This is a genomic window from Mesorhizobium sp. M0119 (genome assembly GCF_040322615.1).
GTDB lineage: Bacteria > Pseudomonadota > Alphaproteobacteria > Rhizobiales > Rhizobiaceae > Mesorhizobium.
Genome location: NZ_JAMYTU010000008.1, coordinates 1 through 24,593 on the forward strand (window position 1 = coordinate 1; position 24,593 = coordinate 24,593).

Sequence of the window (24,593 nt, forward strand, 5' to 3'; positions counted from 1 at the left end):
ACATCGGCCACCTCGTTGCGACGATCGAACCCGGCGAATGCAAAAACTACTTCACAAACGCCGGATACGCTTCCGTCAAAACGTGAAAGACTCTAGCGGCACTCATGTCGGGTGTGGCGGGTATCGCCACGGCCGAAGAGGTCGTCCTCAACGCCGTGCATTTTACGCCGACGCAGAACGGCTACGCCCAGAGCTTCCTGAAGTTCGTTCAGAAGGTGAACGAAAAGGGCAAGGGCGTGGTCCAGATCAATGTGCGCGGCGGGCCGGAGGTCATTCCGCCGATCCAGCAGGGCGCGGCGCTCAGGAGCGGCCTGATCGATGTGATCGACACACCGGCAGGGCAGTTCCTCGAGCTCGTGCCCGAAGGCGAGGTTTTCTCCGCATCGACGAAGACGCCCTGGGAGGTCCGCGACAATGGCGGCTGGGACTTCATCAGCGGGATTTTCGAGCAGAAGGCCAATGCCCATCTGCTGGCGCATGTCGACGCGGGCTCGGGCTTCAACGTCTTCACCATCGACGAACCCAAGCTCAATAGCGAAGGCAGCATTGACTGGGGCGGCCTGAAGATACGTTCGTCGCCGCTCTATCGCGATTTCCTCGAATCCCTGGGCGCGACGGTCATCGTGCAAGCGCCGGGAGACGTCTACACCTCGCTCGAGCGCGGCGTCGTCAATGCCAACGCCTATACCGTATTTGGCTATGCGTCCTTCGGCTGGGACAAGTTCACCAAATACCGTGTCGACCCGCAATTCTTCAAAACCGACGTGCTGATCTCGATCAACAAGGCCAAATGGGACACGCTGCCGCCCGAGGCGCAGAAGGTGCTTGCCGACACGGCCGTCGAATACGAGCGCGCGAGCTATGACGCCAACCTTGCCGAGTCCGAAAAGCAGGCACAGGCGATGATCGCCGGCGGGCAGAAGGTTGTCAGCTTGACCGGCGCCGGCCGCGACAAATTCCTGGCGGCTGCCACACAGGCGAGCTGGGCGAGAATGGCCAAACGCGATCCCACCAACATCGATCAGTTGAAGAAATTTTTCCAATAGCCCGAGCCGAGGGTGCCTTGTGCGCCCTCCATCAAAGCCGGGCCAAGGGGGCAAAGGTGGACATGAGGGTCGTCGGGAATGGACAGATTGTTTGCAGCGATTGGGAAGCTGAGCCTTGCGTTGGCGGCGGCGGCAAAAGTGGTGCTTGGCCTCATCATTGTCGCGGTGGTCGCTGACGTATGCGTCCGCAATCTGGGCCTGAGGCCGCTGGCCTGGGCAGTATCGGCGACGGAATACGGTCTGCTTTACGCGGCATTTCTGCCGATGCCCTGGCTGGTCCACAGCAAGGGCCATGTCTTCGTCGAGTTCCTGCGCAAGGCGCTGCCGGTGCGGGCACGGGCGGTGCTTGAAAAGCTGGTCTACATCGCCTGCATCGGCGTCAGTCTCTACCTTGGCAGCGTCGCTCTGTCTTCCCTGACAAGTGCCGTTGCGGGCGGCGAATATGAAACGCGCAGTTTCGATATGCCGAAATGGCTGGTCTTTCTGCCCATCATGCTCGCCTTCTACCTCTCGGCGCTGGAATGGCTCAGATATTTGCTCGGCCGTGACACGCTGTACACGCTCGATCCTCTGGAAATGGAAGGGCTCTGAGGAGTGGCCTGGCTGTTTCCATTCGCCGTGCTTGTTGGCACCATCCTGGTGTTGATGGGGCTTGGGCTGCCGGTCGCCTTCGCGTTCTTCGTCACGAATGTGATCGGGCTGTACCTTTTCTTCGGCGGTTCGATTGGCGTGACGCAGATGGTCGCCAACTTCTCCGACGCTGTCTCGACCTATGCGCTTGCTCCGCTGCCGATGTTTCTCGTCATGGGCAGCCTGTTCTTCCGCTCCGGCCTCGGCGAGAAAGTCATCTACGCGCTTGACCTGTGCATCGGCAATCTGCGCGGACGCCTTGCTTATGTCGTTCTCGCCGCCGGCACGATCTTTTCCGCGCTGTCAGGTTCCAGCCTCGCCAATACCGGCATGATGGGCTCGCTGATGGTGCCCGAGATGCTGAAGCGGGGCTACAAGCCGCACATGGCCTACGGGCCGGTGCTTGGCGCCGGAAGCCTTGCCGTCATCATCCCGCCATCCTCGCTGGCTGTCTTGCTCGGCTCGCTGGCCCAGATCGACGTCGGCGCGCTGCTCATAGCAGGGGCTTTACCTGGACTGCTGCTCGTTGTCATGTACGCGGCCCTGATCTTCGCACAGACGAAGATCGACCCGGACGCCGCCCCGCACTATCCGGTACCCGCCGTTCCCGCGACCGAGAAGGTGAGGGCAGTCGCCGTCAACATCATTCCGATGAGCGTCATCGTGTTCATGGTGGTCGGCACGATCATCCTTGGAATAGCGACCCCGACCGAATCGGCAGGGCTCGGCTGTGCTGCCGTCTTCGCATTGTTGTTTGTCTACCGACGGTTCAGCTGGTCGGTTGTCTGGAAGTCGCTGGACGATGCGATGAAGGTCACCGGCATGACCTTCCTGATCATCTCCGCTTCGACGACGTTCTCGCAGATATTCGCCTTCTCCGGCGCCTCCAACGGCTTTATCCAGTTCATCGTCGGCTACGATCTTGGACCGTATCCCATGCTGCTCATGATGGTGCTCGTCATCCTGCTGCTCGGCATGTTCATGGATCAGGTCTCGATGATGCTGATCACGCTGCCGATCTTCCTGCCGATCGCCCAGCAATTCGGCTACGAGCCCGTATGGTTCGGGCTGATCCTGCTGCTCGCCTACGAGGTCGGCTTCACCACGCCGCCTTTTGGTCTGCTGCTGTTCATCATGATCGGCGTTGCGCCGAAAGGCACGTCCCTTAAAACGGTTGCCATGTCGGCGGCGCCTTACATCGCGCTGACGCTTCTGCTGATCCTGCTGATTGTCCTCTTTCCGCAGATCGCTCTCTTTCTTCCGAATTTGATCTAGTCGAACTCGATCCAGCAGGTGTCCACATGCGCTTTGCCTATCTTGCTTTCTTCCATGATGACCGCGAGGCAAATTTGGCCATCGCCGGTGAAGACGTTGACACTGTGCGGCGTGTGATCGCGTCGACGCCGGGCCTTGCGCTTGCAAACATCTATCTGCCCGAAGTGGCGACGGACATGTTCAACAACGATGGCCCACCGCCGGTCTTTGGCTTCCAGCTCTATTTCGACGAACTGACGGACATGGAGGCGGCGCTGGCGCCGTCCGGCCATCTGCAGGCGCTTGCCGCACCGGGTATGCTGTCGAGCATCGCCGGTTCGAGGCCGACGCAGCAGGCAATGTGCGTGCGTCCCTTCCCCGTCGACGACGCTGACGTGAGGACGTCTGGGCTGCCCTGCAGTTACCTTGTCCACTACCCCGGGCCGGCCGAAGACATGAATGCCTGGCTCTACCACTATGTGACGCATCATCCGCAATTGATGCGGGGCTTCCCCGGCATTCGCCACATCGAGGTTCTGTCGCGACTGGACTGGTGCGGTTCGCTGCCCTGGCCGCGGATCGATCATATGCAGCGCAACCGCGTCATGTTCGACAGTCCCGCGGCATTGACGCACGCGCTGCAATCGCCGGCGCGGCTGGAAATGCGCGCCGACTACAAGACGTTCCCGCCGTTTTCAGGCGGCAGCCGGCATTTCCCGATGTCGACGGAAGCCGTGCATCCTTCGTCAAGGGCCACATAGCGCAAACAGGTTTTGCCGACGCCGAAAAATTTCTGGAGATTTCATGTACGACTTTCGCAAAAAATGTGTCTCTCTCGATCGCCTCATCGGCACCTTCTGCGCCATCCCGCATCCGGTGGCGGTCGAAGTGGCGGCTGCCAGCGGGGTCGATTTCCTGTGCATCGACTGGGAGCATTCGCAGATCGGCCGCGAACGGCTCGAGGATCTGGTCCGCGCCGCCGATGTCCACAGGATTCCCGCGATGGTGCGTGTTCCCGGCCACACGCCGGAGTGGATTGCGGCCGCGCTCGACGCCGGCGCGTCGGGCGTCCTGGTGCCGCGCGTCTCCACGGCCGAGCAAGCCCACATGGCGGTCATGGCCTGCCGTTACCCGCCGGTCGGCGCACGCGGTGTCGGCCCAGGCCGCGCCGCCGGTTATGGCTACAGGATTCCGGACTACCTCACATCGGCCAACGACGTCCTGACCGTCGCCATCCAGGTCGAGACGGCAGAGGGCCTCGCCAACATCGACGACATCGTCCAGGTCGACGGCGTCGACGTGGTCTTCATTGGCCCCGGCGACCTGTCGGTCTCGATCGACGCCATGGGGCCTGCCGGCCAGGACAAGCTCAATGCAGCGATTATCAGGATCGCGGCCGCGGCGCGGGCGGCCCGCAAAGCCATCGGCATCTTTCGCCCTTCGGCGGATGATGTCGGCAAATGGTCGCGGCACGGCATCAGCTTCTACTTGCTCGCCAGCGACACGATGTTCCTCGGCGCCGGCCTTGCCGCCGGTGTCGTCTCGGCGCGCAGCGCCTCATAGCAAGAGTCTGGCATGAAGATCATCAAGACCGACGGTGTGCTGTCAGTCGAGGAGGAGCAGCTGCGCTACCTCGACGGCTTGAGCGCCGAGTTTGTCGAAAAGACGCTGCTCACGGAAGATGCCCTGATCGAACACTGCCGCGACGCCGACGCATTGATGGTATTGCGGGAGCCGATCACGGCTCGCGTTTTGGCGGAACTGAAGAGGCTCAAGGTCATCGGACGGTTCGGCGTAGGGCTTGACTCGATCGACGTCGAGGCCGCCAGCCGTGCCGGTGTTCAGGTAACCTACGTGCCCGACGCCAATCTGGTGGAAGTCAGCACCCACGCCATGGCCCTGATCCTGGCCTTGACGCGCAGGCTGAAGCAGTTCGACAGCGCGGTGCGCGCCGGCCGCTGGGCCGCAATGACCGACGGCGCCGGCATCACGCGACCCGACAGGCAGATTCTCGGCCTGATCGGCTTCGGCCAGATCGGGCGGCTGACTGCCGAGCGGGCGCGGGTCTTCGGCTATCATATCATCGCCTACGACCCGCACATGTCGGCAGAGCGCATTACGGCCGGTGGTGCGGAACCGGTCGGCTTCGACGAGCTGCTAGCCAGGGCCGATATCGTCTCGCTGCACGTTCCAGCGACACCGGAGACCAGAAACATCATGTCGGCGGATGCCCTGTTGCGGATGAAGGAAGGGGCGATACTCATCAACGTGTCGCGCGGCGGCCTGGTCGACGAGGTCGCATTGGCGGACGCGATCCGGCGCGGCCATCTGGCTGGCGCCGGCATCGACACGTTCGAGCGGGAGCCGCCTTCGCCCGACAATCCGCTGCTGGCGCTGGACACCGTCCTGGTCAGTCCACACGCGGCGCACTACTCGACGCAATCTTACGCGGAGGTTCGCAACAAGGTGTTTGCCGATGTCGCAGCGGTCCTGCGCGGCGGCAAGGCGGTATATCCGGTCAACCGGATATGACCAATTCCCGATGCCGGCACCGCCCCTCATCCGCCTGCCGGCACCTTCTCCCCGTATAGTGACCGGGGAGAAGGGACTTGGCCGCAATTTCGGCGCGCTTTCTGCAACGCCGCAGAGTGGCGAAATCCTTTGCTAAGGCGTCATTCTCCCCGTCACTATACGGGGAGAAGTGCCCGGCAGGGCGATGAGGGGCAGCGCAACCTGTCGCGATTGTCCGGACTGCCACATTTTGTTCTTGCTTTGTGCCGGCAGCTATGCTATTAATTTGGGTATGGTGCTGATTCGGACCGAGAACCCGCCGCAAGGCGGTTTTTTTGCCTTTAGGTCTCAGCGCCATCCGTCGAGGCCCTGCTCGGCTTGTCGCGACGCTCGACGATGTAGATGTGGTCGGCGACCAGCACCACGTCGCCATGCTGATTGATCACCTCGCAGCGCTCGACGACCCGGCCTGAATCGGGTCGCTTCGGGTCGTCTTCCCTAGCCGAGATGGTGGTGCGGGTCCTGATCGTATCGCCGATGAACACCGGCTTGATGAAGCGAAGCCTGTCGTAGCCATAGGAGAAGGCAACAGGGTTGACGACGCTTGCCGTCAGCCCGACGCCGACCGAAAAGACCAGCGTGCCGTGCGCGATGCGCTGGCCGAACGGCGTCGTCTTCATGAACTCGGCGTCCATGTGATGGGGAAAGAAATCGCCGGTATGGCCGGCATGGACGACGAAGTCGGTCTCGGTGATGGTGCGCCCGCTGGTCATGCGCGACGAGCCGATCCGGTAGTCCTCGAAATAGACAGTCTGCTCCATGTCAGGGCCTCGCCGCGATCGGTGTTGCCGGCGCCGCGCTCGATTGATAGGCGGCTTCGACCAGCGCCATGGTGTTCCAGCCGTCCTCGACGGAACTGACAAGCTCGGCATCCTCGCCCGACGCGTAGCGCTGGACATTGGCCATGCGGCCGGCAAAGGCGTCCGGAAACCATGCGCCGACGAGTGGAACCGCAATCCAGTCCTTGCCGCCTTTGGGGTAGATTTCGAGAATGTCCGGCTCGCCGCGCGGATAGTCGAGGTTGACGCCTAATTTGAGGTAAGCGGCGCCCTCGGTGCCGCAGATGCGGAATTCGCAGGCCTGGTGTTTTCGACCGAATTTGTGATCGTGGTTGATCGACAGTGCACAGCGCACCGTGTCGCCATAGTCGAGGATCGCGCTGGTGCGCGTTTGCGCAACCTTATGGCCGGGATGGCCGAGTGTCTTGGCGTGAACCCCCTTAGGGTCGCCGAGCAATTGCCGGATCAGGTCGAGATAATGGATCGAATGCATGGCGATCTCGACGCGCGGCGCCTGCAACAGGAATTCCCAGAGCTGCCAGGGTGTCGCCAGCGCCAGCCATGCGTCGAAATCGACCACTTCGCCCAGCCAGCCCTTGGCGATCGCATCCCTGAGCGCCAGCATCATCGGCGCGAAGCGCAGCTGGAAATTCACCGCCGCCTTGAGGTCTTTGGAGCGGCAGATTTCGAGGATCTCGGTCGCCTCGGTGAGATTGCTGCCCATCGGCTTCTGGATCAGCGCCACCGCACCATCGGGCAGCGCCCTGAGCACGCCGGCATGATGGGCCGGCGGCGTCGCCAGATCGAAGACGGCGTCCTTGATTGACGCAGCTTCCTCGAGCGACCGGTAAGCGGTGACGCCCCATTTCTGCACCAGTTTTTCCGCCTTGGCCAGGTCGGGGTCGAAAAGCCCGGCAACCGGGAAACCGGCTTTCCCATAGGCCGGGAAATGCGCATCGCCGACGATCGAGCCGGCGCCGAAAATCACGATCGGCCTGGGCTTTGACGGCTGTGCCCAGGCCTGGGAAAGCGAGGCAGGATCGAAAATGTCATCAGTCATAATGGAAGACTTCGTCCATCGCCGCCCACCACTCGCCCTCCTTGCGGGTCGGCAGCGGCTCCTGGCACGGCATGCACAGCGCCCACCATTCCTGCGTCGTGGGATCGGCAGCCATCTTCGCCATGTTGGCGGCATAGTCGGTGCCGTGGTACTCGAAGGTGCTGAACAAAAGGTGCTCCGGCTCCCTCAGATAAATCGAATAATTCTTGATGTTGCAGGCGGAAATCATCTTGAGGACGTCCGGCCAGACGGCAGCGTGAAGCCGCACATACTCGGCGACTTTCTCCGGCTTGAGGCCGAGCACCATTCCCATTCGCTGCATGTCCGACTCCTATTTTACTATCGCCATGGTGAATTCCGCGATGCTCTTCGCCTTGATCGCATCCCAGTCCCAGTCGATGCCGATGCCGGGCTCGTCCGGCGCCAATGCGTGCCCGTCCTCGATACGCATTTTCTTGCTGGTCAGCTCGTCGAGCTGGGGAATATACTCGACATATCTGCCGTTCTGAACGGCGCATGTCAGGCTGACATGCAGTTCCATCAGGAAATGCGGGCAGACTGGTATGTCGAACGCCTCGGCTGCATGCGCCACCTTCAGCCACGGCGTGATGCCGCCGATACGGCCGACATCGACCTGCACGATCGAGCACGCGCCCTTGTGCATATACTCGCGGAAATGCCGGATCGAGTAGAGCGACTCGCCGACGGCGATCGGCGTCGATGTGGCACTCGACAGCCGCACATGGCCGTCAATGTCATCGGCCGGCAGCGGTTCCTCGATCCAGGCGAGGTCGAGTTCACGCAGGCGCTCGGCCCGGCGGATTGCCTCGTCGACAGAAAAGCCCTGGTTGCAGTCGGTCATGATTTCGTAGGAGTCTCCAACCGCCCGGCGCACCGCCGTCAGCCGGGCAAAATCCTCGGAACCGTGCGGCTTGCCGATCTTGACCTTCGAGCCGCGAAAACCCTTGGCTTTGGCGTCCAGCGCATCCTCGACCAGCGCCTCGGTTTCGATATGCAGCCAGCCGCCTTCGGTCGTGTAGAGCGGGCAGCGGTCCTTGGCGCCGCCGGCCAGCTTCCACAGCGGCAGCCTCTGTTTCTTCGCCCGCAGGTCCCAAAGGGCGGTGTCGATCGCCGCGAGCGCGATTGCCGTGATCGCGCCGATCGTCGTGGCATGGGTGGCGAACTCCAGCTCGTGCCAGATCGCCTCGATCATGTCGGCGTCGCGGCCGATCAGCCGCGGCGCAAGGTGGTCGGCCAGCAGCCGCATCACCGACGAGCCGCCGCTGCCGATCGTGTAGCTGTAGCCGGTGCCGACCGCGCCGTCGGCGTCGGTGATGGTGACGATCGGTGTTTCCTGGCTGACAAAACTCTGGATGGCATCGGTGCGCTTGACCTTAGGCACCAGGTCGACCATCCGCAGCTCGATTTTTTCGATCTTTGCCATGATTTTAACCTCGCAATGTCTTGCCTGTCTCGGCAGAAAACAGATGGGCCTGCGACAGGTCCAGGCTCATCTTGACCCGGTCGCCGGCTTTGAGCGGCTTTGGATTGAGCATGCGCGATACCCAGTCGCTGCCGTTGAATTCGGCGAACACCAGCGTTTCGTTGCCGAGCGGTTCTGTAACCGTCACCGGCAGTTCCACCTGGTGCACGTCGACCTCTTCGCCGGAGCTGATGCCGTGCCCCGTCGGATAGATGTCGTCGGGCCTGAGGCCGAACACGACTTTGTCGCCGGTTCCGACATTTGCCTTGAACTGGCTGGGCAGGGGCAGCCTCTCGCCGCTGGCGAACAGCAGCTGTCCGTCGTCGACAACCGCCTCATGCAAATTCATCGGCGGCGAGCCGATGAAGCCGGCCACGAACCGTGTCTGCGGCCGGCGGAAGACCTCGTCGGGTGTGCCGACCTGCTCGATGAAACCGTCACGCATGATGACGATGCGGTCGGCCAATGTCATCGCTTCGACCTGGTCATGGGTGACGTAGATCACCGTCGACTTGACCTTGGCGTGCAGCTTCTTGATCTCGGTGCGCATCTGCGTCCGAAGCTTGGCGTCGAGATTGGAAAGCGGCTCGTCGAACAGGAAGACGTCGGGATCGCGCACGATGGCGCGGCCCATGGCGACGCGCTGGCGCTGTCCGCCCGACAGTTGCGACGGCCGGCGGTCGAGCAACTGGTCGAGGCCGAGAATGCCGGACGCTTCGGCGACGCGGCGGTCCATTTCTTCTTTCGCGGCGCCGGCTATCTTCAGCGAGAAGCCGAGGTTTTCGCGCACCGTCATATGCGGATAGAGCGCGTAGGACTGGAACACCATCGAGATGTTGCGCGAGCGCGGCGGCAGGTCGTTGACCATGCGGCCGCCGATCTCGATGACGCCGTCGCTGATCGCCTCGAGGCCGGCGATCATGCGCAGGGTCGTCGACTTGCCACAGCCTGACGGACCGACCAGCGCGATGAACTCGCGGTCGGCGACCTCGAGGTCGATGCCGTGCACGACCGCCACCGGACCATAGCTCTTGGTGAGTTTCTTGAGCGATACTGTTGCCATGTCAGCCTTTCACCGCGCCGGAAGTGAGGCCGCCGACGAGGTGTTTCTGGACGATGAAGGTAAGCGTGAGCGCCGGTATGATCATGACCACGGCCAGCGCGCACATGCCGCGCCAGTCGATGGTGAATTCGGCCGTATAGTCGAGCAGGCCGACTGGCAGGGTCTTGGAGTTGATCGAGCGTGTCAGCTGCGAGGCCAGCGCGAATTCATTCCACGAAGTGAGGAAGGCAAAGATGCCGGCCGAAGCAATGCCAGGCCCGGCCAACGGAAATTCGACCTGCCAGAAGGCCTGCCAGCGCGTGCAGCCATCGATCTGCGCGGCTTCGGCGAGATCTTTCGGCACCTGACGGAAAAAGCCGTCGATCAGCCAGACGGTGAAGGGCACGTTGAGCGCGACGTAGACCAGGATCAGCCCGAAATGCGTGTCGATGATGCCGAGCCGCGCAAAGACGAAGAACAGCGGCAGCGACAGCGCGATGCCGGGCACCGTGCGCGTCAGCATCAGGCCGAGGAACATCGCCGATTTGGCGCGGAAGCGATAGCGCGCAAAGGCATAGCCGCCGGCCATGCCGATGACGATGGCGATCACCGTCGAGGTCACCGAGATGATCAGCGAATTGCGGAAATAGTCGAGCACCGGAATGCCGCCCTGGCCGACGCCGCTGAACATGGCGATGTAGGCGTCGAGCGAGAGTTGCTGCGGGATCCACACCGGCGGCTTGGCCATGATCTCGACGGTCGGCCGCAGCGACGACAGCACGATCCAGATGCCGGGCAGGCAGATGACCAGCATGGCCAGGAACAGTCCGATGCCGTGAACGATGCCGAGCGCTTTGTTGCCGACGCGATGCAGGCTGTTCTGGTCCATCCTCACCACTCCGCCGCGATCTGCGTGCGCGCCGCGGCGAGCTTGCGGTAGAAATAGACGGTGAACAGGATGGACAGCAGGATCGAGAAATAGGCCATGGCGTTTGCCAGGCCCATCCTGGCATCACTGTAGGCGGTGCGGGCGACGAGCGTCCAGACCAGTTCGGTGCGGCCGGCAGGACCGCCGTCTGTCATGATCTTGACGATGTCATAGGCGCGCGCGACGTCGAGCGAGCGGATGGTCATGGCGATGAAGGCAAACGGCATGATGAACGGCCAGGTGACATAGCGGAATGTCTGCCACGGCGTGCAGCCGTCGACGCGGGCCGCCTCGACCGGTTCGCGCGGCATCGCCAGCAGCCCGGCCAGGATAAGGATCGCGAACACCGAAGTCGACGACCAGATCTCGGCGATCAGGATGGCGATGAAGGCGAGATTGCCGTCGATCAGCCACGGGATGGCGCGGTCGGTCAGGCCGAGCCCCTGCAGGGCGTTGTTCACCAGGCCGATATTGTCGTTGAACATGAATTTGAACTGGAAGCCGACGAGGATCGGTGAAAACATCATCGGAAACATCATGATGGTGCGCAGGATCCGCTGGCCTCGCGATGCCTTCTCCACCAGCAGGGCCAGCCCGAGCCCGATCAGCATTTCCAGGTTGAGCGCGACCGTCAGCAGCACCACGGTGCGGGCAAAGGCGATCCAGAAAGCGCGGCTGGTCAGGATGGCGACGTAGTTGCGGGCGCCGATGAAGACCCAGAACGTCTCCGGCCTGGTCAGCCGGAACGGTGTGAAGCTGGAGTAGAGCGATAGCAGCAACGGCACCACCACCACCGCCGCCAGAACGATCACCGCCGGCAGCAGGAGCAGCAATGGTGGCGAGGGTCTCCAGCCTTTCATGTCGATCCGGTTCTGGTTGGCGCCCGGACACCGAAGGCCGCCATTGGCGAGCTGGGATCAAGACAAAGCGTGTTGCGCATGGTTCGAAAAAAATGCGGGGCGCCGCTCTTCGATAAGCGCGACGCCCCTTGGGAGAATGGTCAAAGCTTGCCGGCGTCCTCGAGGATTTGCGTGGCCTTGGCGGCGGCGTCGTCCAGCGCCTGCTTGGAGGTCTTGTCGCCAAGGATGGCGGCCTGCAATTCGGGATAGACGGCGTTGGAGATTTCGATCCATTCAGGTGTCTGCGGCACGGCAAACGCGTGCTTTGCCTCTTCCTGGAAAGCCGCCAGCACTTCCTTCTTGTAAGGATCGTTTGCCGCCTGCTGGATGTCCCAGTCCCACACCGCTGTGCGGGTCGGCAGTGGGCCGCTTGCTGCCTCGAGCTTCTGGCTGTCCTCATTGGTCAGGAACCAGACCAGCGACGCCGCAGCTTCCTTGCTGGCGCAATTTTCGGTGACGGAAAATCCGTGGTGCCCCGACCAGCCAGTGCGAATGCCGGCCGATCCCTTCGGCGCCACCTTCACGCCGACATTGCCGGCGACCTTCGACGACTTCGGATCGTTGAAGAAGCCTGCCCAGCCCGGCCAGTCGAGGTTGATGGCGACGGTGCCTGAGGCAAAGCCCTGGCCGAGATCGTCCCACAGATAGTTGGTGGTGCCGGCCGGCACCGCCTTGGCCTTGTAGAGATTGACGAACCAGTCGAGCGCGTGCACGCCGGCTTCCGAGTTGAAGGCTGGCTTGCCATCCTTGTCGAGGTATTCGCCGCCGTCGGCGATGAGCATCTCGTAAAAACGGCCGTTGATCGCCTCTTCCTTGCCGGCGAACTGGGTGCCATAGAAATCGGGCGGGCTGGCGAAGAATTCCGCCTGCTGGGCGACCTCGTCCCAGGTGTCGGGCGGTGTCAGCTCCTTGCCGTATTTGGCCTTGTAGGCGGCCTTCTTGGCTTCGTCCTGATAGAGGCTCTTCTGGTAGTAGAGCGCCGAGACGTCGAATTGCGCGCGCGGCAGCATTACCAGCTTGCCCTCGAGCGTCGAGGCCTTGATCGTCGACGGCACGAAGGCGTCGATCTCCTCCTTCGGCAGCAGCTTGTTGAGATCGGTGTAGATATCAGGATATTGCGGCGCGAAGGACGAGTGGTTCGAGCCGACGCACCAGTTGATGCTGCCGGAGGCGATGTCCGACTTGATTTCCTTGTCGAGCTCGAAGTGGTTTTTCTTCGAGATCACGTTGACCTTGGCGCCGGTCAGTTTTTCCCATTCGCCGATGCGCGCGTAGAGCCCTTCATATTGCTGGCCGCCGATCAGCTTGGCGTCGATGGTGACGCCGTCGAATTTGCCGGGCAGGTCGGCAGCAAGGGCACTCGCACCCAGTGCGAGCAGCGTTACGCCGGCCGACAGGCCGCAAAACAGTTTCGTCATTGGTATCCTCCCAAGAGTCTGCGTCGATCCATAGCGAGGGCTGATCGGCAGCTTCATTCATATACAAACAAAATATTTATAGGATCGTCAAGCCGAAAGTTCTTCCGGAAGCAACCGTTATGCGTATATGAAATATGAAATTCACTGGAGAAGCCCAATGGCAGAGGACGAGGAAGACGAGCGCTATCGAGCCCCGGCGCTGGACAAGGGGCTCGACATCCTCGAGCTGCTGGCCGGCGTCGACGGCGGCCTGACGCAGGCGGAAATCGCCAAGAAACTCGACCGCAGCCCGAACGAGTTCTACCGCATGCTGGATCGGCTGGTGCGGCGCGGCTATGTCACGCGGCCGGATGGCGACCGTTACTCGCTGACGCTCAAGCTGTTTGGCCTGGCGCAGCTGCACGCGCCGGTGCGCCGGCTGGCTTCCTATGCGACGCCGCTGATGCGCGAACTGGCCGAAACCACACAGCAGGCAAATCAGCTGGTCGTCTTCGACCGCGGTTCCGCGGTAGTGATCGCACAGCAGGAGGCGCCGGATTACTGGGGCATCTCTATCCGCGTCGGCTCGCATATCAGCCTGTTCGACACCGGCTCCGGCCATGTGCTGCTGGCGTTCCGCCCGCCGGAAGAGCGGCAGATGATGATCTCCGAACATCTGCGCAGCACCGACAAGCCGCCGCAGTCGCCGGAATTCTTTGCCCGCCTCGACCAGATTAGGGAACGCGGCTACGAGATGATGGCGTCGATGCAGACGGCCGGCGTGTTCAACCTGTCGACGCCCGTTCTCGGCTCGGACGGCAAGGCAATCGCCGCACTGTCGATCCCTTACATAACCCTGGTCAACGCACCCAAGGCGCCCGACATCACCAGGACGATAGGGTTGCTGCTGGCAGCGACCGAAAAGCTGTCGCAACTGGCGGGATCGACCGTCAAGCAATCGCGATGAATTCTTATTTGAATGAAGAATTTCTCCGTGAGATGATCTCGAAGTCGCCAAGGAGGAGCGCGCCACCATGATCTTCGACACCCATCTGCACCTGATCGACCAGTCCGCCCTGCGCTACCCCTGGCTGGCCGGCGTGCCGGCGCTCAGCCGCGATTTCTCCTACGACGAATATGCACTCCAGGCGCGCCGCGCCGGCATCGAGGGCGCATTGCACATGGAGGTCGATGTCGATCCAGCCGATATCGAGGCTGAAACCAGCCGTGTCAAAGCGCTGTCGCAGCAGAAGAACAGCTTGCTACGTGGGGCGATCGCCTCCTGCCGTCCGGAAGGGCCCGGCTTTGCCGCCTATCTCGAGCGCCAGCGCGCCGATCCTTTCGTAAGGGGATTTCGCCGCGTGCTGCACGTCATGCCGGATGAACTGTCGGAAGGCGCGCTGTTCCGCCAAAACATCAAGCGGCTAGCCGGCAGCGGCCTGACCTTCGACCTTGTCGTTCTGCCCCATCAGATCCCCAAGGCGATTGCACTCGCCGACCTCGCGCCGGACTTGCAGTTCGTGCTCGACCATTGTGGCGTGCCCGATATCAAGGGTGGTGCCGAGCACCCCTGGCGCGAGCACATGGCGGAGATCGCGCGGCGCCCGAATGTCGTCGGCAAAATTTCTGGTGTCGTCGCTTACGCAGATGCCGGATCCTGGACTGTCGATACGCTGCGTCCCTATGTCGAGCACACCATCGAATGCTTCGGCTGGGACCGCGTCGTCTGGGGCAGCGACTGGCCGGTCTGCACGCTTGGCGGCGGGCTTGCGACCTGGATTGCGGCAACGCACGCGCTGCTTGCCGGCGCCAGCGCCGATGAACGGCAAAAGGTGCTGTCCGCCAACGCCAAGCGGCTGTGGAGTTTGTAGGCCGGCTCAGATCGTCGCCGACACGTGCCGCTCGCGGCCGTAGAGCGAAACCAGGAGCACGATGACCAGGCCAAGTGCCGCCTGCACCGTCGAGGGCCGGAAGCCGAGCCCGATCAGCAGCGTGTTGATCTCCGTCAGCACCAGCACGCCGGCGATGGTGCCGAAATAGCTGCCGCGGCCGCCGACAAGGGCGGCGCCGCCGACCACCACTGCCGCAATCGTCTGGAACAGATAGGGCTGGCCGACATCGCCATAGGCCGAACCGGTGAAGCCGAGCAGCAGCACGCCGGCCGCGGCGGCAAAGAACGCGCTCGCGGCATAGGTGACGGTCCACATTCGGACCGGATCGATCAGCGCCAGCGGCGCAGCACCTGGGTTGCTGCCCAGCGCATAGAGACGGCGGCCATATGGCGTGCGCGCCAGCACCAGCGCCACCAACAAGGTCAGCACCGCGACGCATGGCACCAGCCCCGGCACCGGCAGCGGTCCGACCGAACCGCCGATCGAAACGAAGGCGGAAACCGCCGCGGGCGCCGATCCGGATGGAAAGCCGCCGGTCCACAACAGCACGGCGCCTTGCACGATCATGCCGACACCGAGCGTGACGATCAGCGGGTGGATGTCGAGCCCGCGCGAGATCAGGCCGTTCAGCGCCCCGATCAGTATGGCGAGCGCGACCACGACCGCGCAGACAAGAGCGAAATTCCAGCCGCCGCCGTAGAGCTGTGCGGCAACGACATTGGCAAAGCCGATGATGAAGGGGATCGACAGATCGATACCGCCAAGGATGACGACGAGGGTCTGGCCGATCGATGCCACCGCCAGCAGCGAGGCGATCACCAACAGTGCCCGGATGGCGAAGGGCTGGGAGTAGCCCGGAATGAGCAAGGTGCCAAGGAGATGCAAGGCGACAGCGACGGCAAAGGCACCGGCGACGCGGGCATTGGTGGACTGGAACCAGGTCTGGCGCATGCTTCTCAGCCTTTCCGCCCTGATAGCCGCTCCTGCAGCGCCGTCATGATCACGGCCACAACCAGGATCGCACCATAGGCGATCTGCAGCACATAGGTGGAGACGTTGAAGGCGGTCAGCACGCTCTGCAGCAGGAAGATGTCGATAGCGCCGATCGCAGCCCCGGCGAGCCCGCCGCGCCCGCCGCCAAGGCTGACGCCGCCGAGCGCCACCGCGGCAATGGCGATCAGCGTGTAGGTCGGTCCGATGTTGGGGTCGGCCGAGCCGATCAGCGCGGTCAGCATCAGGCCCGCGCAGGCGGCGAGAATGCCGGTCATGACATAGGCTATGAAACGCACTTTCGTCACCGGAACGCCGGCTGTGTAGGCGGCGCGGTCGTCGCTGCCCACAGCCATCAGCTGGTCGTAATAAGGCGTCTGCCGCACCAGCCACCAGAACAGGAAGATCAGCGACAGCGGCAGCGCGGACCAGGGTCCGGCCATCGCCTTCAGCCAGCCCGGTGCCGGCCCGATCGGCGCCGGCAGGATGGTCAGCGTCATGCCGGTGAGGATCAGATAGGTGCCGAGCGTCGCAACGATCGGCTGGATGCGAACGATGGTCGCCAGAAAGCCGTTGGCGGCGCCGACGATCGCGCCGATCAGAAGCGCCGCCGGCACGATGACCAGCGGCGAAGACATCCCAAGCCTGAGGAACAGCAGCTGGATCACCATCGCATTGACGAAGCCCATCAATGGCCCGACGGAAATGTCGATGCCGCCGCGCCCGGCGAGGATCACTGGCGCCGAGGCGAGCGCCGCGCCGATCAGCGGTGCGGCGAGCCCGATCAGCGCGCCCCAGGCGGCAGGATGGAAGCGCGCCGGATTGAGCAGCAGATTGACCGCGATCAGGATCACCAACAGCACTGCCGCAAAGCCCGCGCCGCGCCATCGCGCCGCCATGCGCCGCAAGCCGCTCATGCGGCGCGTCCGAACATGGCGGCGATCACCGTATCGCTTTTCATCTCGTCTCCGGTGATTTCAGCCGCCACCTGCTGTTCGCGGAACACCAGCACGCGATGGCAAAGCAGCAAGATCTCCTCGATCTCGCTCGACAGGATGACAAGCGCCATGCCGTCCGCCGCCAGTCCACGAAACACATCGTAGAGGACATGGCGCGTCGCCACGTCGACACCGCGCGTCGGATCATTGAGCAGCAGGATCGCCGGTTCCAGCGCCAGTGCACGGGCCAGCAGCACCTTCTGCTGATTGCCGCCGGAAAGCGTGGTGATCGGGGCGTCCGGCCGTGGCGCGATGATCGACAGTCTGTCCCGGTAGCGCTCATAGCGCTGCCGCCGCGCGGCAAAGCTGAGCAGGCCGAAACGCATATCGCGCGACAGCGTCGAGACGGCAAAATTGTCGAGCACCGATTGCGTCGGAAAAATGCCGGTGGCGCGCCGGTCGCGCGGCAAATAGGCGATGCCGCCGGCGACCGCCTTGCGGAAATTGGTGATCGCGCGCGCGCCGGTTGGCGCCTCGACGGTCACCTCGCCATCGGCCGGGCGTTCGAGGCCGGCCAGCACTTTCAGGAACCGCTCCTGTCCGTGGCCGTCGAGACCGGCAAGGCCGACGATCTCGCCCGGCGCAATGGTTTGCGTCATGGGGCTTGCGCCCGGCGCGATCACCAGGCCGCGCACCGAAAGGCTGGCGCGATCAGCCATGCGCCAGCTCCGCCGCCGTGCGTGGCGCCATCGCCCTGAGAAGTTCGGATGCGGTGGACGTGCCGCGTTCCTCGGTCGTCACCACGCTGCCGCCGCGCAGGACGGAAATCCGGTCCGAAAGCGACATCACCTCGTCCATGCGATGGGTGATGAACAGGATCAGGCAGCCTTCCGAGGCAAGCTTGCGCATTATGGCAAAGACCGCCTCGCGATCGGCAAAGTCGAGCGCCGCCGTAACCTCGTCGAGGATGAGAATGCGCGGGTTGCGGACCACGGCGCGGGCGAGCACTACCAATTGCTGAACCGCCAGCGGCAATTGCCCGGCCAACTGGTCGAGCGGGATCTCGGTCACTGCAAAGCGCTTCAGCACCGCTTGCGCGCGCTGCCGCCGCTCGGCGCCTGGCACGGTGCGCGTCAGCAGGCCGTCGAGGCCGAGCAGGATGTTGTCGGTCACCGAACGGTCAGGCGCGATCAGCACTTCCTGGAACACGGTGGCGAACCCGGCGCCCTGGAAGGCCGCCGGCGAGTGGCCGGTAAAGGGCGCTCCGTCGAGCAGGGTCGCGCCGCTGTCCGGCTGCACGATCCCCGACAGCAGCTTGACCAGCGTGCTCTTGCCCGAACCATTCTCGCCCAGGATGGTGTGGATCGTGCCGGCGCGGAATGCGATGGAGGCATTGGCCAGCGCAATCGTTTCGCCGTAGCGTTTCGAGATGGCCTGGACTTCCAGCATGAGCAATCCTGTTGGAGAAAACCGGCACCGCTGGTGCGGAGCCGGCTTTCATAAATGCTACTTGGCGCAGGCGTCCGGCACCTTCGAATAATCCCAGCCCTTGGTCGGTGCCGGATTGGCGAAGTAGGCATCGAGCCATTCCTCCGGCATCGGATCCTTCGGCGGGACCGGGAAGATCGAGACGGCGTCCGGCGTCATGCAGTCCTTGTACCAGGCGCCGAGGTCGGCATTGTGCACCGGCGGAATCGGGATCAGCAGCGTGTTGAGCTTGGGCTTCTGCCCATCCAGCATGCGCGTCCCGACACGAAACAGCGTCTCGGCCGTCCAGTGCGGCAGAACCGCATGGCCTTCGAAGCGGTATTTGTCGGGATTGGCCTTCGAGTAGCCGAGCGCATCGCCGGTGATCGAGCCGGTGATCAGCGGGGCAGGGCGGCCGGCCTCGGCAAAGGCCTCGGCAACGACGCGGCTTTCGCTGCCGGTCGTCCACACCGCATCGATCGGCGCCGGATTGGTGGCGATCGCCTGCAGCACCGCCGTCTTGGTGACGTTAGCGGTCCAATTGCCGTTGACGCTGCGCGAGACCTTGAGCTTTGAATTTTCGGCCAGCGCCTTGTCGGCACCCTGGCGCTCCTGCACGACGATCGGGTGACCGGCAATCCCTTCGACCAGAAGCACGCTGCCGCCGTCCGGCATCGCTTTGCCGATCGCCGTCATCATGTCATAGCCCCAGCGCGCATAGTTGGAATCGACGTTGATCGCATTCGGGCTGGTCACTGACCCAGCTGCCGTGATGAAGGGAATGCCGGCTTTGGCTGCGGCATCGATGGCATCGTCCAGCGCCGTCGCCGAGCCGGGGATCGAGGTGATGATCGAGCATTTCTTGTCGATGAAGGCGCGGATCTGGTTGATCTGCTGACTGGCGTCGTTGTTGGAATCCGACACCTCGAAGCTCGCCACGGTGCCGTCGGCGATCAGGCCGTCGACCAGCCGCTTCAACTCCTTGGTGACGGTGACGCGCCACGGATTGCCCTGGTAGGACTCAGAGTGGCACCATTTCCATGGCTTTGGCGGCGGCGTGAAATTATCCCAGGCCGACGGCAGCACCTTCTGAGGCGCGCCGTCATATTGCGCCTTCAGTTCGGTCGGCAATCCAGCAATCACGCCCGAAACGTCTTGAGCGCAGGCTATGGTCGTGACCGATGCAAGTGCGGTTGCGGCCATAAGGCCGCGGATCAGGCTGTTCATGTTCTCCTCCGTTCGCTTGTTTTCAGGCTCCTCCGCCGGCAACGCCGGACACCTGCGTCGAAAGGCTCTCCCGAAACAGGCGATTGAGATCGGCAACGACGCGAGCCGCATTGTGCCTTTCGCTCAGGCCGAGATTGATGCGATCGGACGCCGCCTGCTGGAACGCCATGTAGCCGTCGTGCCGCGGCCTGACCCAGGCACCTTCGAGCGTGGCCCGCGTGTCCTTGTAGAAATTGCCGGCGGCGGCATTGACGGCGGCATCCTCCCAGGCCGCGGCGTGGCCAGGCTGGCCGCCGGCCAAGGCATAGAGGCCGCGCTGCACCTCGCCGCTGGCGATCCAGTAGGCGAAGTCGATTGCCGCCTGCCTGGCCTTCGAGAAGGCCGACACGGCGATGCCGGTCCCGCCGAGCGCCGAGCCTTTGGGGCCGACATTGCCCGCGGCCGGGATATCCGCGAAAGTCAGGCGGTTGGGTCGAAACCCGGCGATGGCATAGGAGACATAGCCATAGATCAGCGGTGCACAGGCGATCCGCGAGTCGGATCCGGCCATTTGCTCCAGAACCGCGATCGGATCCATGCCAAGACAGGCCGGGTCGACGAGGGCCGCGATCTCGCGCATCATCTCGAAGACCTGCTTGCCCGTTGCCGGATCCACATGGTCGCCAGGGCCTTCACCGGCGGGCCGGCCGAGATTGCCGGCAAGCGTGTAGAACACCATCAGCGAATGCGGCGGCCTCAGCGGCAACAACACGCGGCCTTGCCGCGCCACATCGAGCGCATCGGCCCAGCTCGCCGGCGCAGCCGAAAGCATGTCGGGCCGCCATGCCTGCACCTGGCTGGCCGCGTCGATCGGAAACGCCCACTGCCTGCCTTGCCAGTTGTAGCTCGGAAAGGACCGGCCGACACTGCCCGCCGCAAGTGCTGCACGTTCGGCTTCCCGGCCGGCGACATCGAGCGGCGCCAGGCAATTCTCTGCGGTGATCTGGCCGAGATGCGGATGATCGATGACGATCAGATCATAGATACGGGCCAGTTCCTCGACCGGGAAGGATTCGAAATCCTGCAGCGAGCGCTTGTCCCATTCGATAGTGACGCCGGTCCGTTCCTTCCACAGCGCCGAACAGGCGACCATCGGGTCATAGCCGCGCGGATGGCTCCAGGTCATGCCTTTGAGCGTGACGTCGCTCACAGCCCGAACTCCGCGCGGATTTTTGCGCTGTGCTCGCCGATGCGCGGCGCGGCCCGCTCGACCTTGGCGCGGATGCCGTCGACCCTGAGCGGCGAGCGCGTGGTGAGGATCGAAACGTCATCCTCGCGCGTCACCGTCTGCAGCATGTCGAGAACCTGGAAGCCTTCGCTGGCCATCATTTCCGGCCAGGTCAAAACCTTGGCGCACCAGATGTCGGCGGGCTCGAGGATGCCGAGCCACTCATCGACCGTCCTGGTCGCGATTTTTTGCGCGATGATCGCCTTGATCTCGTCGCGGGCGGTGAACCAGGTCGACGGCTGGTCGCGATAGGGCGCAAGCTCCTCGAGGTCGAGGAGATCGGCGAGTTTCGAGATCGGTGTCATGGCGATCGCCAGATAGCCGTCCTTGGCCGGATAGACGCCATAGGGCGCCGACAGATAGGCGTGCGCGCTGCGGAAGCTCGACCGCCGCGGCAGCCGGCGCCCGTCATTGAGATGCGTGGTCAGCACCTCGAACTGAAAGTCGACCAGCGCCTCGAGCAGGCTGGTCTCGACATGGCTGCCCTTGCCGGTCACGCCGCGCCGCACCAGTGCCGCAAGAATGCCTTGCGCGGCGGCGGAACCCGCCAGCATGTCGGCGATCGCCAGGCCGAAGGGCACCGGGCCCTGGTCCTCGTCGCCGTTCAGCCACATCACGCCAGAGCGGGCCTGGGCCAGCAGATCCTGGCCGGGCCGTTTGACCCAGGGGCCTTCCTCGCCATAGCCGCTGATCGAGGCATAGACCAGGCGCGGATTGATCTTGCGCACTGCCTCGTAATCGAAGCCCAGTCGTTCGATGACGCCGGGCCTGAAATTCTGGATCAGCACGTCGGCCTTGGCCAGCAGGCCACGCAGTGCCGCAAGGTCGGCCTCGTTCTTCAGGTCGATGGCAAAGCTTTCCTTGGCGCGGTTGATCGCGTGGAAAATGGTGGAATCGCCGCCGATCTCGGTGTCGCTGAGATAGAGCCGGCGCGACAGGTCGCCGCCATCCGGCCGTTCGATCTTGATGACGCGGGCGCCGAGGTCGAGCAGTCTGAGCGAGCAGTAGGGCCCGGACAGGAACTGGCTCATATCGACAACGATGAGCCCGGTCAGCGGCAATTCGGCAATGGCAGCCATTGCCTATTTCTCCGCCTTGCCGGCGAAATCGGCCGGATTGCGGTACTTCACCGTCTGCAGGTGCTCGCAATAAAGCACGAGCTCGCCTTCACCCTTGAAGACTTCATAGCTGGCGCGGATCAGCCCCATCTCCTTGTATTTTGGCTTCTTGTCGAGGTTGGAGCGGATCGAATAAATCGTGTCGCCGATGAACACCGGCTTGATGAAGCGCAATTTGTCGTAGCCATACGAAAAGGCGTTGATGCAATTGGTGGCGACGAGCCCGAGCCCGGCCGAGAACACGAAAGCCCCTGCCACCAGCCGCTTGCCGAAAATGCCTTGCGTTTCGGCGAACATCTGGTCCTGCACGTATGGATGGATGTCGAGCACCAGCGTGTTGAAGAGATGGCTGTCGCCCTCGGCAATGGTCCGGCGCAGCGAGCGGATCTTCTGGCCGACCGGCCAGTCTTCGTAGAACCAATTCTCCGCGTTCCAGACGGGAAGGTCGGCGTGATCCCTAGGCATGTTGGCGGGGTGTGTCGATGCCACGCCCACGGTTGGCGCGAAACCGCTCATGACGACTTCCTCTGGCAGCGGGAATCGTCCATCACGGCGCGCCGCAGACCAGCGAAATGCATGATCGATCCTCCCTCAATCTTCTTTTGTGAATAGTATTTTCACATATGGGGTTATCTTGCAAGCGAGTCTCGGCGAAATTTTGCCCGCTCCGGCGCGGCCAATGCCGGCGGAACAAGGGAGGAAAGTGATGCAGAATGCCTGTCTGGTTTTCGTCGGCAGCCTCAATCGCGACGCCCCGTATTTTCAAGGCGCGCGCGGTGTCGGGTTGGGTGTCTATAGTTTCGACGAGAGGACGCTGGAGACAAAGAAACTGGCCGAGACGGGAGACATCGACAATCCCACCTTCCTGTCGGTGACGCCGGACGGCTCCCACATCTATGCCAACTCAGAAGTGTTCACCTGGCGCGAAGGGGTGGTCTCGGCCTACCGTTTCGACAGGCAGACCGCCACGCTGTCCTACATCAACAAGCAGCCGACGCTGGGCAGTATCACGGCGCACAACACCATCACGCGTGACCGGACGAAGCTGCTGGTCGCCAATTACGGCATGGGCGAGGGCGGCCCCGACCGCTCGGTCGTGGTCTATGGGCTGGGTGAGAATGGCGGCCTGACAGCGCCGTTGTCGGGCGTTGCCCATAGCGGGACCGGACCGGACCCGGCCCGCCAGGAGCGGCCGCATGCCCATAGCGTAACCGAGACGGTTTCCGGCGATGTTGCGATCGTCGCTGACCTCGGCATCGACCGGCTGGTGTCCTACCGCATCGGGCCAGACGGCAGCCTGACGAAGCTCGCCGAGTCGGAGCTTGCGCCGGGTGCGGGTCCGCGCCATTTGGCGCTGCATCCGGGCGGCCGCTTCGTGTTCGTCATGAACGAGCTGGATTCGACGGTTGTCTCGACTGCGCTGGACGAAGGATCAGGCAGGCTTACGGTGATCGACAGCAAGCCGGCCGTGCCGCCCGAGGCGCGCGACGGCAATCACTGCGCCGACATTCAGATCTCGCCTGACGGCCGCTTTCTCTACGGCTCCAACCGCGGCCATGACAGCATCGTGGTGTTTTCGATCGACCAGCAAACCGGCAGGCTTGCGCTCGTCGACTATACGCCTTGCGGCGGTGCCACGCCGCGCAATCTGGCACTGACGCCCTCGGGCGGCCATCTGTTCTCGGCCAACCAGAATGCCGACCGCATCTCGATTTTCGCCCGTGATGCCGCAACCGGCCGGCTGACCGACACCGGCCGATCCATCGACATTGGTACGCCGATGTGCGTGAGGATCGTGCGTTGACGTGATCTCAGAACTCGAGCGCCTGCCTGAGTGCCGGGCCGCTCCTGATGCGCAAATCGAGGTCGGCCTCGATATGGTCGATGTGGTGCAGCATCAGCGCGCTGGCGCGTTCGGCATTGCCATTTTCCAGCGCCTCGAGGATCTGCGTGTGTTCGTTGTGGCCGCAGCTCGAGATACCCGAGCGGCCATAGAGTGCGATCACCAGCGATGAACGAGCGACCAATTCCTCCATGAAACGCTGGAGGATGACGTTTCCCGCGACCGAAGCCAGAAGCAGGTGAAAATCCCCGGACGCCTTGATCTCCGATCGCCTTGCGTTCGGTCCGCGTTCGGCGATGAAACGGCCTTCTTCGTCGAGCTGGGCCTTGAACGCTGCGACATGCGCCGGTGTCATCCGTCCGGCGGCGGCAATCGCGATGCCTGGTTCGATGAGGCGGCGCGAAGCAAAAACCTGCCGCGCCTCCTCCGGCGACGGATTGGCGACGAAGGCGCCGCGATTGCGCTCGGTACGCACCAATCCCTCGAAGGAAAGCATCTGCAGTGCGGCGCGCGCCACGGTGCGACTGACATCGAACAGCGTGCCGACTTCGCCTTCGGAAAGCTTGGTTCCCGGCGCCAGCCGGCGATCGACGATCGCGTCGCGCAACTGGTCGCGGATCGCCTGCGCGCGATCCTCGTTGGCGGCCTCGATAGCAGGGAAAGTCTGGTCGGCAATGTTCATGGCGGTGATCCTGCGTACTTCTACCCTGAATCGCATCGCTTGGACGAGAGACAAAGTGAATACAGGGATGAAAAAGATTG

Annotated in this window: 26 protein-coding genes; 9 read left to right on the forward strand and 17 right to left on the reverse strand. The window is 63.3% G+C overall.

The window, feature by feature from the left end:
- Window positions 1-104 precede the first annotated feature (104 nt).
- The 6 genes from dctP to NKJ40_RS10145 all read left to right on the forward strand — a co-directional run bounded on the left by dctP (window position 105) and on the right by NKJ40_RS10145 (window position 5,462).
- Entirely contained in the window at window positions 105-1,046 is a 942-nt protein-coding gene (gene dctP, locus NKJ40_RS10120) for a TRAP transporter substrate-binding protein DctP (RefSeq protein WP_352465960.1), read from the forward strand.
- 78 nt (window positions 1,047-1,124) lie between these two features.
- On the forward strand, window positions 1,125-1,637 hold the full coding sequence (locus NKJ40_RS10125; protein WP_352465961.1) for a TRAP transporter small permease: 513 nt from the start codon (window positions 1,125-1,127) through the stop codon (window positions 1,635-1,637).
- A 3-nt stretch (window positions 1,638-1,640) separates the two neighbouring features.
- Window positions 1,641-2,951 (forward strand): TRAP transporter large permease, encoded by a 1,311-nt coding sequence (locus NKJ40_RS10130; RefSeq protein WP_352465962.1) that lies wholly within the window; start codon window positions 1,641-1,643, stop codon window positions 2,949-2,951.
- Window positions 2,952-2,977: 26 nt separating this feature from the next.
- Window positions 2,978-3,691, forward strand: a complete 714-nt coding sequence (locus tag NKJ40_RS10135) for a hypothetical protein (RefSeq protein ID WP_352465963.1) — start codon at window positions 2,978-2,980, stop codon at window positions 3,689-3,691.
- Between the two features lie 43 nt (window positions 3,692-3,734).
- Window positions 3,735-4,493 carry an HpcH/HpaI aldolase family protein gene (locus tag NKJ40_RS10140; RefSeq protein WP_352465964.1) on the forward strand — a complete coding sequence of 253 codons (759 nt, stop codon included), beginning with the start codon at window positions 3,735-3,737 and terminating at the stop codon, window positions 4,491-4,493.
- A gap of 12 nt (window positions 4,494-4,505) precedes the next feature.
- Entirely contained in the window at window positions 4,506-5,462 is a 957-nt protein-coding gene (locus tag NKJ40_RS10145) for a C-terminal binding protein (RefSeq protein WP_352465965.1), read from the forward strand.
- A gap of 320 nt (window positions 5,463-5,782) precedes the next feature.
- Here NKJ40_RS10145 and NKJ40_RS10150 read toward each other — a convergent pair whose 3' ends face one another.
- The 8 genes from NKJ40_RS10150 to NKJ40_RS10185 all read right to left on the reverse strand — a co-directional run bounded on the left by NKJ40_RS10150 (window position 5,783) and on the right by NKJ40_RS10185 (window position 13,110).
- Window positions 5,783-6,262 carry a MaoC/PaaZ C-terminal domain-containing protein gene (locus tag NKJ40_RS10150; protein ID WP_023676095.1) on the reverse strand — a complete coding sequence of 160 codons (480 nt, stop codon included), beginning with the start codon at window positions 6,260-6,262 and terminating at the stop codon, window positions 5,783-5,785.
- A gap of 1 nt (window position 6,263) precedes the next feature.
- Window positions 6,264-7,340 carry a Gfo/Idh/MocA family protein gene (locus NKJ40_RS10155; RefSeq protein WP_352465966.1) on the reverse strand — a complete coding sequence of 359 codons (1,077 nt, stop codon included), beginning with the start codon at window positions 7,338-7,340 and terminating at the stop codon, window positions 6,264-6,266.
- The gene (locus NKJ40_RS10160; RefSeq protein WP_352465967.1) at window positions 7,333-7,662 is read right to left on the reverse strand and encodes an L-rhamnose mutarotase; all 330 of its coding nucleotides are present in this window, start codon (window positions 7,660-7,662) and stop codon (window positions 7,333-7,335) included. The genes NKJ40_RS10155 and NKJ40_RS10160 overlap by 8 nt, the downstream gene beginning before the upstream one ends.
- A 9-nt stretch (window positions 7,663-7,671) precedes the next feature.
- The gene (locus NKJ40_RS10165) at window positions 7,672-8,784 is read right to left on the reverse strand and encodes a mandelate racemase/muconate lactonizing enzyme family protein (protein WP_352465968.1); all 1,113 of its coding nucleotides are present in this window, start codon (window positions 8,782-8,784) and stop codon (window positions 7,672-7,674) included.
- Window positions 8,785-8,788: 4 nt separating this feature from the next.
- Window positions 8,789-9,886, reverse strand: coding sequence for an ABC transporter ATP-binding protein (locus NKJ40_RS10170; protein WP_352465969.1), 1,098 nt, complete (start codon window positions 9,884-9,886; stop codon window positions 8,789-8,791).
- 1 nt (window position 9,887) lies between these two features.
- A complete protein-coding gene (locus NKJ40_RS10175; protein WP_352465970.1) occupies window positions 9,888-10,754 on the reverse strand; it encodes a carbohydrate ABC transporter permease in 867 nt (288 codons plus the stop codon).
- Between the two features lie 2 nt (window positions 10,755-10,756).
- The gene (locus NKJ40_RS10180; protein WP_352465971.1) at window positions 10,757-11,653 is read right to left on the reverse strand and encodes a carbohydrate ABC transporter permease; all 897 of its coding nucleotides are present in this window, start codon (window positions 11,651-11,653) and stop codon (window positions 10,757-10,759) included.
- Window positions 11,654-11,793: 140 nt separating this feature from the next.
- Window positions 11,794-13,110, reverse strand: a complete 1,317-nt coding sequence (locus tag NKJ40_RS10185) for a type 2 periplasmic-binding domain-containing protein (RefSeq protein ID WP_352465972.1) — start codon at window positions 13,108-13,110, stop codon at window positions 11,794-11,796.
- Between the two features lie 157 nt (window positions 13,111-13,267).
- Here NKJ40_RS10185 and NKJ40_RS10190 point away from each other — a divergent pair, with 157 nt between their 5' ends.
- Window positions 13,268-14,056: an IclR family transcriptional regulator gene (locus NKJ40_RS10190; RefSeq protein WP_352465973.1), complete on the forward strand. Its 789-nt coding sequence runs from the start codon at window positions 13,268-13,270 to the stop codon at window positions 14,054-14,056.
- A 67-nt stretch (window positions 14,057-14,123) separates the two neighbouring features.
- Window positions 14,124-14,960, forward strand: coding sequence for an amidohydrolase family protein (locus tag NKJ40_RS10195; protein WP_352465974.1), 837 nt, complete (start codon window positions 14,124-14,126; stop codon window positions 14,958-14,960).
- A 6-nt stretch (window positions 14,961-14,966) separates the two neighbouring features.
- Here NKJ40_RS10195 and NKJ40_RS10200 read toward each other — a convergent pair whose 3' ends face one another.
- The 8 genes from NKJ40_RS10200 to NKJ40_RS10235 are packed head-to-tail and all read right to left on the reverse strand — an operon-like array spanning window position 14,967 to window position 22,504.
- Window positions 14,967-15,932, reverse strand: a complete 966-nt coding sequence (locus tag NKJ40_RS10200) for an ABC transporter permease (RefSeq protein ID WP_352465975.1) — start codon at window positions 15,930-15,932, stop codon at window positions 14,967-14,969.
- Between the two features lie 5 nt (window positions 15,933-15,937).
- Window positions 15,938-16,888, reverse strand: a complete 951-nt coding sequence (locus tag NKJ40_RS10205; RefSeq protein WP_352465976.1) for an ABC transporter permease — start codon at window positions 16,886-16,888, stop codon at window positions 15,938-15,940.
- Window positions 16,885-17,628, reverse strand: a complete 744-nt coding sequence (locus NKJ40_RS10210; RefSeq protein ID WP_352465977.1) for an ATP-binding cassette domain-containing protein — start codon at window positions 17,626-17,628, stop codon at window positions 16,885-16,887. The genes NKJ40_RS10205 and NKJ40_RS10210 overlap by 4 nt, the downstream gene beginning before the upstream one ends.
- Window positions 17,621-18,358, reverse strand: coding sequence for an ATP-binding cassette domain-containing protein (locus NKJ40_RS10215; RefSeq protein ID WP_352465978.1), 738 nt, complete (start codon window positions 18,356-18,358; stop codon window positions 17,621-17,623). Before NKJ40_RS10215 ends, NKJ40_RS10210 begins: the two co-directional genes overlap by 8 nt.
- Before the next feature lie 57 nt (window positions 18,359-18,415).
- On the reverse strand, window positions 18,416-19,603 hold the full coding sequence (locus NKJ40_RS10220; RefSeq protein WP_352465979.1) for an ABC transporter substrate-binding protein: 1,188 nt from the start codon (window positions 19,601-19,603) through the stop codon (window positions 18,416-18,418).
- Between the two features lie 22 nt (window positions 19,604-19,625).
- Window positions 19,626-20,768, reverse strand: coding sequence for an extracellular solute-binding protein (locus NKJ40_RS10225; RefSeq protein ID WP_352466137.1), 1,143 nt, complete (start codon window positions 20,766-20,768; stop codon window positions 19,626-19,628).
- A 20-nt stretch (window positions 20,769-20,788) separates the two neighbouring features.
- Window positions 20,789-21,949, reverse strand: a complete 1,161-nt coding sequence (locus NKJ40_RS10230) for a CaiB/BaiF CoA transferase family protein (protein WP_352465980.1) — start codon at window positions 21,947-21,949, stop codon at window positions 20,789-20,791.
- A gap of 3 nt (window positions 21,950-21,952) precedes the next feature.
- The gene (locus NKJ40_RS10235; protein ID WP_352465981.1) at window positions 21,953-22,504 is read right to left on the reverse strand and encodes a MaoC family dehydratase; all 552 of its coding nucleotides are present in this window, start codon (window positions 22,502-22,504) and stop codon (window positions 21,953-21,955) included.
- 190 nt (window positions 22,505-22,694) lie between these two features.
- Here NKJ40_RS10235 and NKJ40_RS10240 point away from each other — a divergent pair, with 190 nt between their 5' ends.
- Window positions 22,695-23,792, forward strand: coding sequence for a lactonase family protein (locus NKJ40_RS10240; RefSeq protein WP_352465982.1), 1,098 nt, complete (start codon window positions 22,695-22,697; stop codon window positions 23,790-23,792).
- 7 nt (window positions 23,793-23,799) lie between these two features.
- Here NKJ40_RS10240 and NKJ40_RS10245 read toward each other — a convergent pair whose 3' ends face one another.
- Entirely contained in the window at window positions 23,800-24,513 is a 714-nt protein-coding gene (locus tag NKJ40_RS10245) for a GntR family transcriptional regulator (RefSeq protein WP_352465983.1), read from the reverse strand.
- Window positions 24,514-24,593: the final 80 nt, after the last annotated feature.